Origin of the sequence: Paracoccus marinus, from assembly GCF_007018965.1 — a bacterium.
In the GTDB taxonomy this organism is placed as follows: domain Bacteria; phylum Pseudomonadota; class Alphaproteobacteria; order Rhodobacterales; family Rhodobacteraceae; genus Paracoccus; species Paracoccus marinus.
Genome location: NZ_VJYZ01000029.1, coordinates 1 through 6,708, shown reverse-complemented (window position 1 = coordinate 6,708; position 6,708 = coordinate 1). Strand labels below are relative to the sequence as shown.

Below are 6,708 nucleotides of genomic sequence, written 5' to 3'. Positions count from 1 at the left end.
AGACCGCCGAAAGCTTCCTGGGCTTCATCGACATCACGTCGATCCGCTTATGGCTCCGCCATTTGTCAACATGACCTAGCGCTTCGGCGGTCCGGCGAACGCACGGGCCGCCTCGCCGAACGCCTTGAGACTAGGGAGAAGGCCAATGATGTCCAACGCCGGATGCTGGAAGCCGCCGCTCGCCGCCCTCGCGATCGCAACGAGCTTGCTGAGCGGCTGCGCGACGGTCGGTTCTGAGACGGGCGAGTTCGGGACTTGCCCACCCGTCGTCGAGTATAGTCGGGAGTTTCAGGCCAGGGCTGCCGAGGAACTGGCTTCGTTGCAGCTTGGCTCGGCCGTTGGCGAGATGCTGAGCGACTACGCTGTCATGCGCGACCAGGCGCGTACGTGTCTTCGGCCCTGATCACGCGCCAAACAGCAGCACCAGGATCAGGCAGCCGCATAGCTTGTGAAAACTTCGGTCGAGCCGTCACGCCGGATCAGGAACACCTCGTAAGCCTCGCGCTCGGTTTCTGGACCCATGCCGGGCGAACCGTAGGGCATCCCCGGCACCGCGAGCCCGATGGCGTCCGGGCGTTCCTCCAGCAGCCGACGGATATCGGCTGGCGGAACATGACCTTCGATCATGTAGCCCGCGATCCTGCCGGTGTGGCACGAACCCATCTCTTGCGGGATCCCGTTGTCGAGCTTGTAGCGCGCGAGCGCCGTTCCTATGCTCTCTTCGACCGTCACATCGAACCCGTCGGCCTGCACGATCTCGACCCAGGCCGAGCAACATCCGCAGTTTGGATCTTTTAGGACGTGGAGCGCAGGTCTTGCGTCCGCCACTGCCGGAACAGCGGCAGCAACCGAGGCGGCGCATGCTCCCAGCATCAAGCCTCGACGGGTAAAATTCAGTTTCATTTCTTCCTCCATTCTCTGATGCGTCGCCTGCGATTCTCCCGGTGCTTCATGGCATCTGTCCCTGAAGCTTTACCGCAAGCACCGGGTCCTTTCCATGCGGCAGCATCTCACGGCGCCTCATCATCGGCCGACGTCAGCCATCGGAGCCCGGAAGCGCTTCAGCCTCAGCGCATTGCCCAACACGAACACGCTCGACATCGCCATGGCTCCGGCCGCCAGGACGGGAGACAGGAGCCATCCGAAGGCGGGATAGAGCGCCCCGGCGGCGACCGGGATGAGCGCGGTGTTGTAGGCGAAGGCCCAGAACAGGTTCTGCCGGATGTTACGGATCGTCGCCTTTGACAGCGCGATCGCATTCGGAACGCCCTTGAGGCTGCCCGACATGAGGACAACATCGGCGGCCTCGATGGCGATGTCGGTTCCGGTACCGATGGCGATGCCGACATCCGCCTCGGCCAAGGCGGGCGCGTCGTTGATGCCGTCCCCGACATAGGCAAGTCCGCCATGTTGGCGCTTCAGCGCCCTGACGGCCTCCACCTTGCCGTCCGGCAGCACCTCGGCCACGACCTCGTCGATTCCGAGATGTCGTGCGATGGCTTGCGCCGTGCGCCGGTTGTCACCTGTGATCATCGCCACCTTCAGTCCGAGATCGTGCAGGGCCCGGATGGCCTCCGGCGTGGATGGCTTGATCGGATCGGCGACGGCAATGATCGCGGCAAGCTCGCCGTCGACGGCGGCATAGAGTGGCGACTTGCCCTCGTCGGCCAGTCGCGCGGCGATTGTCGCGAATGCACCGACATTGAGCCCGAGCTTCTCCATGAATCGGTCGGCGCCGATCTCGACGCGGCGTCCGCCGACATCGGCGCTGACACCATAACCCGTCACGCTCTCGAACCGTGTCAGATCGGACAGCTTCAGCCCGTCTGCCTCGGCGGCTTCGACGATCGCGCGCGCGATAGGGTGCTCCGATTTCACCTCGACCGAGGCGACCAGCGCGAGAACATCTTTGCGGGCATGACCGCTGGTGGTCTCCAGGTCGGTGAGGGTGGGCTTGCCTTCGGTCAGCGTCCCGGTCTTGTCGAGCGCGACGACGCGCGCGTCCTTGAGCGACTGAAGTGCCTCGCCCTTGCGGAACAGCACGCCCATCTCCGCGCCGCGCCCGGTTCCGACCATGATCGACGTGGGCGTCGCGAGGCCCATTGCGCAGGGACAGGCGATAATCAGCACGGCAACCGCATTGACGAGCGCGAAGGTGATCGCAGGCTCAGGGCCGAAGATCGCCCAGACGAGGAAGGTGAGCGCCGCCGTCGCCATGACGGCAGGCACGAACCACAGCGTCACGCGATCGACGAGCGCCTGAATGGGAAGTTTGGACCCCTGTGCCTCCTCGACCATGCGAATGATTTGCGCGAGCATCGTGTCGGCGCCGACTGCGGTTGCACGGAATGTAAGCGCACCAGTCTGGTTGACGGTACCGCCCACCACGGTCGCGCCAGCCTGCTTCTCGACCGGCACCGGCTCGCCCGTGATCATGGCTTCGTCGACGAAGGACGCGCCCTCGACGACCTCGCCGTCCACGGCGATCCGCTCCCCGGGGCGTACATCGACAAGATCCCCCGTCACGACGTCGCCAAGCGCCACCTCGACAACCTTGTCATTGCGGCGGACGCGGGCCGTTTTCGGCTGGAGACCGACAAGGCGCTTGATCGCTTCCGAGGTCCTGCCCTTGGCCCGAGCCTCAAGGTAGCGGCCGAGCAGGATCAAGGTGACGATCACGGCGGCCGCCTCGAAATAGACGTTCACCGTTCCTGGGGGCAAAAGCTGCGGCGTGAATGTCGCCACAACCGAGTAGGTCCAGGCGGCCAGCGTGCCGACGGCGACGAGTGAATTCATGTCCGGCGCGCCCTTGATGAGCGCCGGCAGGCCGATCCGGTAAAACCGCAGGCCTGGCCAGAACAGCACCACTGTCGTCAGAACGAACTGCAGATACCAGCTCTCGCGCATGCCGACGGTGTTCATGACGAGGTCATGAACCGCCGGGATCAGGTGGGAGCCCATTTCCAGGACGAACACAGGCAGCGTCAGTAGGGCCGCAACAGTAACGTCGCGACCCAAGACGGCTTGCTCCGCCTGCTTGCGGGACGCATGCGCCTCGTCGTCTTCGTTCCCGCTTACCGTCCGCGCCTCATACCCCGCAGAGGAAACTGCAGCGACGAGATCGCGATCCGTGACACTGCCTGAGGCGGAAAGCGAAGCACGTTCGGTCGCCAGATTTACGGTGGCGGATACGACGCCCGGAACTGCGAGCAGCGCCTTTTCCACGCGCGCCACGCAGGACGCGCAGGTCATGCCATCGATGACGAGCGTGATCGAGCGGCTTGGAACCTCGTAGCCTGCGTCTTCGATCGCCCGGACCAGACTGGCCTGATCGACAGGCTGGACCAAGGTCACATCCGCTCGCTCGGTGGCGAGGTTGACCGTCGCCTTTTCCACGCCTTCAACGCGGTTCAAAGCCTTCTCGACTCGCCCGACGCAGGACGCACAGGTCATCCCGACAATCGGAAGCGAGACAGTGGCGAGTTTCGGTGTCAGGTTGGAAGCGATCTCGGCGCTTCCTGTCGCGTGGACGTTCATCATCGATTCCATTGGCGAGTGCTGTCGGAGCCCTTCTGCTCTTTCCAGTCACTGGAAGGTCAACACCCGATTTCGTGTTGATGACGCCCCTTGACCTTCCACCAACTGGAAGCCCCATCTCTTGGGGGTAATCAGAACCCGTCAGGAGAGTGCCATGCAGTTCCAGATCGACAACATGACGTGCGGCGGCTGCGCCAAGAGCGTCACCAAGGCGATCCATTCGGTCGACCCACAGGCAAAGGTCGAGATCGATCTGCCCCAGAAGCAGGTGACCGTGGAGTCGGGCGCCAATCAATCTGCCGTTGCAGCCGTGCTCGAGGACGCCGGGTTCTCGCCTCGCCCTGCGGCATGACGCTCGGCCAATAGTCGGAACCAAGAGGAACGCGCTCACCTGGAGCGGGTTGTAACTGCTGAGCTAGCGTCTTCCCTGGTGGGTCACTATTGATGAAAAAATCAGCGAGGATTTGGAACATGGCAATGGCAGCGTTACTGGCGCTGGCCTTCGCCTTCATCTGGCCGCCTGCGAACTTTGGCTCCCCATCACCCAATGATCACTCAGCGCAAGCGAAAGCCCATACTCAACACGCTCATGCCAAACCGAGCGGTCAGCACATCCGTCTTACCGTTCAGATGGACGCCGATTGTGATGCTGCGACATTAGGCTGTTGCATGATGGCTCATTGCTGTCCGGGGATTTCAGTCGGAGCGCATGAAATTACTACCGTTACGGCCAGTACCGAGACGACGGCTGCGACGCCGGTGCCGGGCTTGGGCAACGATCCGGGCGTGATCCTCCCCCCTCCGCGACGTCTGTGGCTCTGATCGCTCGACAAATCATACATTCAGGAGAACTCAAGATGACTATCGCAAAGACGATCCTAGCAGCGGCTGTCGCCGCAACCGCCTTCTCGGCGCCCGCTTTGGCGCAGGACGCGGAATTCCAGCTCCCCGAGCAGTGCACAACAGCTGCCGCCGCAGGCGGCATGGACCATTCGGCTATGGGCCACGGTGGCATGCACGGCAATCGGGGCGGCGGCATGGGCGCCGGCATGATGGAGATGATGGGCATGGGAGGCATAGACCTTGAAAGCATGCCCGAGCATGTCCAGGAGAACATGCGCAAGATGATGATCACCATGCCGGCCATGCACGAAGGCATGATGATGGAGGATGCCGACGTGGCCTTCGCCTGTGGAATGATCGCCCACCATCAGGGCGCCATCGACATGGCTGAGGTTTTGCTCGAGCACGGCGACGATCCGCAGATGCGGGCGCTTGCCGAAGAGATCATCGCGGCGCAGGGCCCCGAGATCGAGCGGATGACCACCTGGCTGGCTGAGAACGCCAACTGAGACCACAGTGGCCGCGCGGTGCAGACCGCGCGGCCACTTCTGTCCGCTCGCCTCGAATTAACTTGAGCTTCCAGCGGCTGGAACCCTTATGGTGGAGGGAGAAGCTACGGAGATGCCGCCATGAACATCGGAACAGCCGCCAGGCAATCGGGCCTTCCGCCCAAGACGATCCGCTACTACGAGGACATCGGTCTGCTGACCGCCGACAGGGCTGCCAACGGGTACCGCGACTATTCCAACGAGGACGTCCACCGGCTGCGCTTCGTCCAGCGGTCCCGCAGCCTCGGGTTTTCGGTCGAGGAATGTCGGCAGCTGCTCTCCCTCTACACCGACCGCGACCGCGCCAGCGCGGATGTGAAGGCGATCGCTACCGAGAAGCTCGCCCAGATAGACCGCAAGATCGCGGAACTGACCGGGTTGCGGGAGATGCTCGGGCATCTTGTCGAGCACTGCCACGGCGACGCCCGCCCGGACTGCCCGATCATCGACGGGCTCTCGGGAAGGTCGCGCGACCACTAGGAGTCAGGAGATCGGAACGATCATGGGCGATGGCATGATGTGGGGAATGGGGATCTGGGGCCTCGTGGTCGCTGTCCTCGTGGTGCTCGTCGTTGCGGCGCTGATCAAATACGTCTTTTTCGCTGATGGCAGGGTCGTGGCGCAGACGGAGGCACCGGATGCCGGTCAAACCGCTGTTGCCCGGTCGGCATCTGTTGACTGCTTTTTCCCTGATGATCGGGCTCATGCCGGTTCCGGCGGCGGCGTTCCTCCACGCTTCCGAGACGGACGCCAACTCCGGCCGCGCGCTTTACGTCGAGCACTGCGCGGCCTGCCACGGCGTCGATCTGGAGGGACAGCCCGACTGGCGCAGCCCCGACGCCAACGGCCTTTATCCGGCGCCGCCGCATGACGAGACGGGCCACACCTGGCACCACGATGACGCCATGCTCATCGACTACATCACCCGAGGCGGTCAGGCCGTCCTGGACGACATGGGCGTGACCTTCACGTCGGGCATGCCGGGCTTCGGCTCGATACTGGACCATGGCGAGATCGAAGCCATCCTCGACTACATCAAGTCGTCCTGGCCCGAACACATTCGCGACGCGCAGGCGCAGCGGTCCAACGCGGTCGCTGCAGACTGACGGTTTTCCGCACCCGTCAGACCTTCCGAAAGAGCCCGAAGTGGAACCGCTGCACGCTGCCCCACGGCGTGCGGTGTTCGTGGCTCAGCGATCGGACGAGCCGATAGGCGCTACCCAGCCGTTCCGAAAGCAGGGCCGCATCATAGCGCGCGACCGGCAAACCGCTGCACGAGGTCGGGCCATCTGGCGCGAACGTTCCGATGATGGCGTGGCCGCCGGGGCAAGGGCCCGATCCATGCCCCGCAGATAGGCGTCCTGATCGGAAGCCTCGGTCAGGAAATGGAACGCGGCCCGATCATGCCAGACGTCGAAGCGGCCGGAGGGCTGCCAGTGCAGGACGTTCGCCAACACCCACTCGACCGGTGCATCCGGCGATAGCCGCGCGCGTGCCGTGCGCAAGGCAGTTTCCGAGAGATCAAGAACCGTTATACCAACCGCCCTAAGAATTGACCGCCTCTGCGTATTCACGCGTAGCAATTGATCGGACACGCTCGGGGTCGTTTGCGAAGGCGTTCCAGGCGTCGCAGCATCGGTCAACGATGTCGTCGTAGGTGTCGAAGACGGAGATGGCGAGGCGGTTTGCCCGCAGATAGGCCCAGATGTTCTCGACCGGGTTCAGCTCCGGTGCATAGGGCGGGAGCGTCACGATGGTGATGTTGTCGGGGATGCGCAGG

At 63.6% G+C, this 6,708-nt stretch carries 9 protein-coding genes; 5 read left to right on the top strand and 4 right to left on the bottom strand.

Annotation, left to right across the window (positions count from 1 at the left end; translation table 11 throughout):
• Positions 1 to 145 precede the first annotated feature (145 nt).
• The gene (locus FNF32_RS12055; RefSeq protein ID WP_246087817.1) at positions 146 to 403 is read left to right on the top strand and encodes a hypothetical protein; all 258 of its coding nucleotides are present in this window, start codon (positions 146 to 148) and stop codon (positions 401 to 403) included.
• Positions 404 to 429: 26 nt separating this feature from the next.
• Here FNF32_RS12055 and FNF32_RS12050 read toward each other — a convergent pair whose 3' ends face one another.
• A complete protein-coding gene (locus FNF32_RS12050) occupies positions 430 to 903 on the bottom strand; it encodes a DUF411 domain-containing protein (RefSeq protein ID WP_425456866.1) in 474 nt (157 codons plus the stop codon).
• Positions 904 to 1,023: 120 nt separating this feature from the next.
• Positions 1,024 to 3,453, bottom strand: coding sequence for a heavy metal translocating P-type ATPase (locus tag FNF32_RS12045; RefSeq protein WP_246087819.1), 2,430 nt, complete (start codon positions 3,451 to 3,453; stop codon positions 1,024 to 1,026).
• Positions 3,454 to 3,691: 238 nt separating this feature from the next.
• Between FNF32_RS12045 and FNF32_RS12040 the strand changes: the two genes are divergently transcribed.
• The 4 genes from FNF32_RS12040 to FNF32_RS12025 all read left to right on the top strand — a co-directional run bounded on the left by FNF32_RS12040 (position 3,692) and on the right by FNF32_RS12025 (position 6,034).
• Positions 3,692 to 3,889: a heavy-metal-associated domain-containing protein gene (locus FNF32_RS12040; RefSeq protein ID WP_036721209.1), complete on the top strand. Its 198-nt coding sequence runs from the start codon at positions 3,692 to 3,694 to the stop codon at positions 3,887 to 3,889.
• 505 nt (positions 3,890 to 4,394) lie between these two features.
• Positions 4,395 to 4,889 carry a CopM family metallochaperone gene (copM, locus tag FNF32_RS15765; RefSeq protein WP_131675445.1) on the top strand — a complete coding sequence of 165 codons (495 nt, stop codon included), beginning with the start codon at positions 4,395 to 4,397 and terminating at the stop codon, positions 4,887 to 4,889.
• A gap of 120 nt (positions 4,890 to 5,009) precedes the next feature.
• Positions 5,010 to 5,408, top strand: coding sequence for a Cu(I)-responsive transcriptional regulator (gene cueR, locus FNF32_RS12030; protein ID WP_131675446.1), 399 nt, complete (start codon positions 5,010 to 5,012; stop codon positions 5,406 to 5,408).
• A gap of 158 nt (positions 5,409 to 5,566) precedes the next feature.
• Positions 5,567 to 6,034: a c-type cytochrome gene (locus FNF32_RS12025; protein ID WP_246087816.1), complete on the top strand. Its 468-nt coding sequence runs from the start codon at positions 5,567 to 5,569 to the stop codon at positions 6,032 to 6,034.
• A gap of 84 nt (positions 6,035 to 6,118) precedes the next feature.
• On the opposite strand, the gene FNF32_RS15860 is transcribed toward FNF32_RS12025, so the two are convergent.
• Positions 6,119 to 6,502: a class I SAM-dependent methyltransferase gene (locus FNF32_RS15860; protein WP_425467911.1), complete on the bottom strand. Its 384-nt coding sequence runs from the start codon at positions 6,500 to 6,502 to the stop codon at positions 6,119 to 6,121.
• The coding region (locus FNF32_RS12015) for a transposase (RefSeq protein WP_185961953.1) at positions 6,474 to 6,708 on the bottom strand (235 nt) is incomplete at its 5' end. The genes FNF32_RS12015 and FNF32_RS15860, both read right to left, overlap by 29 nt.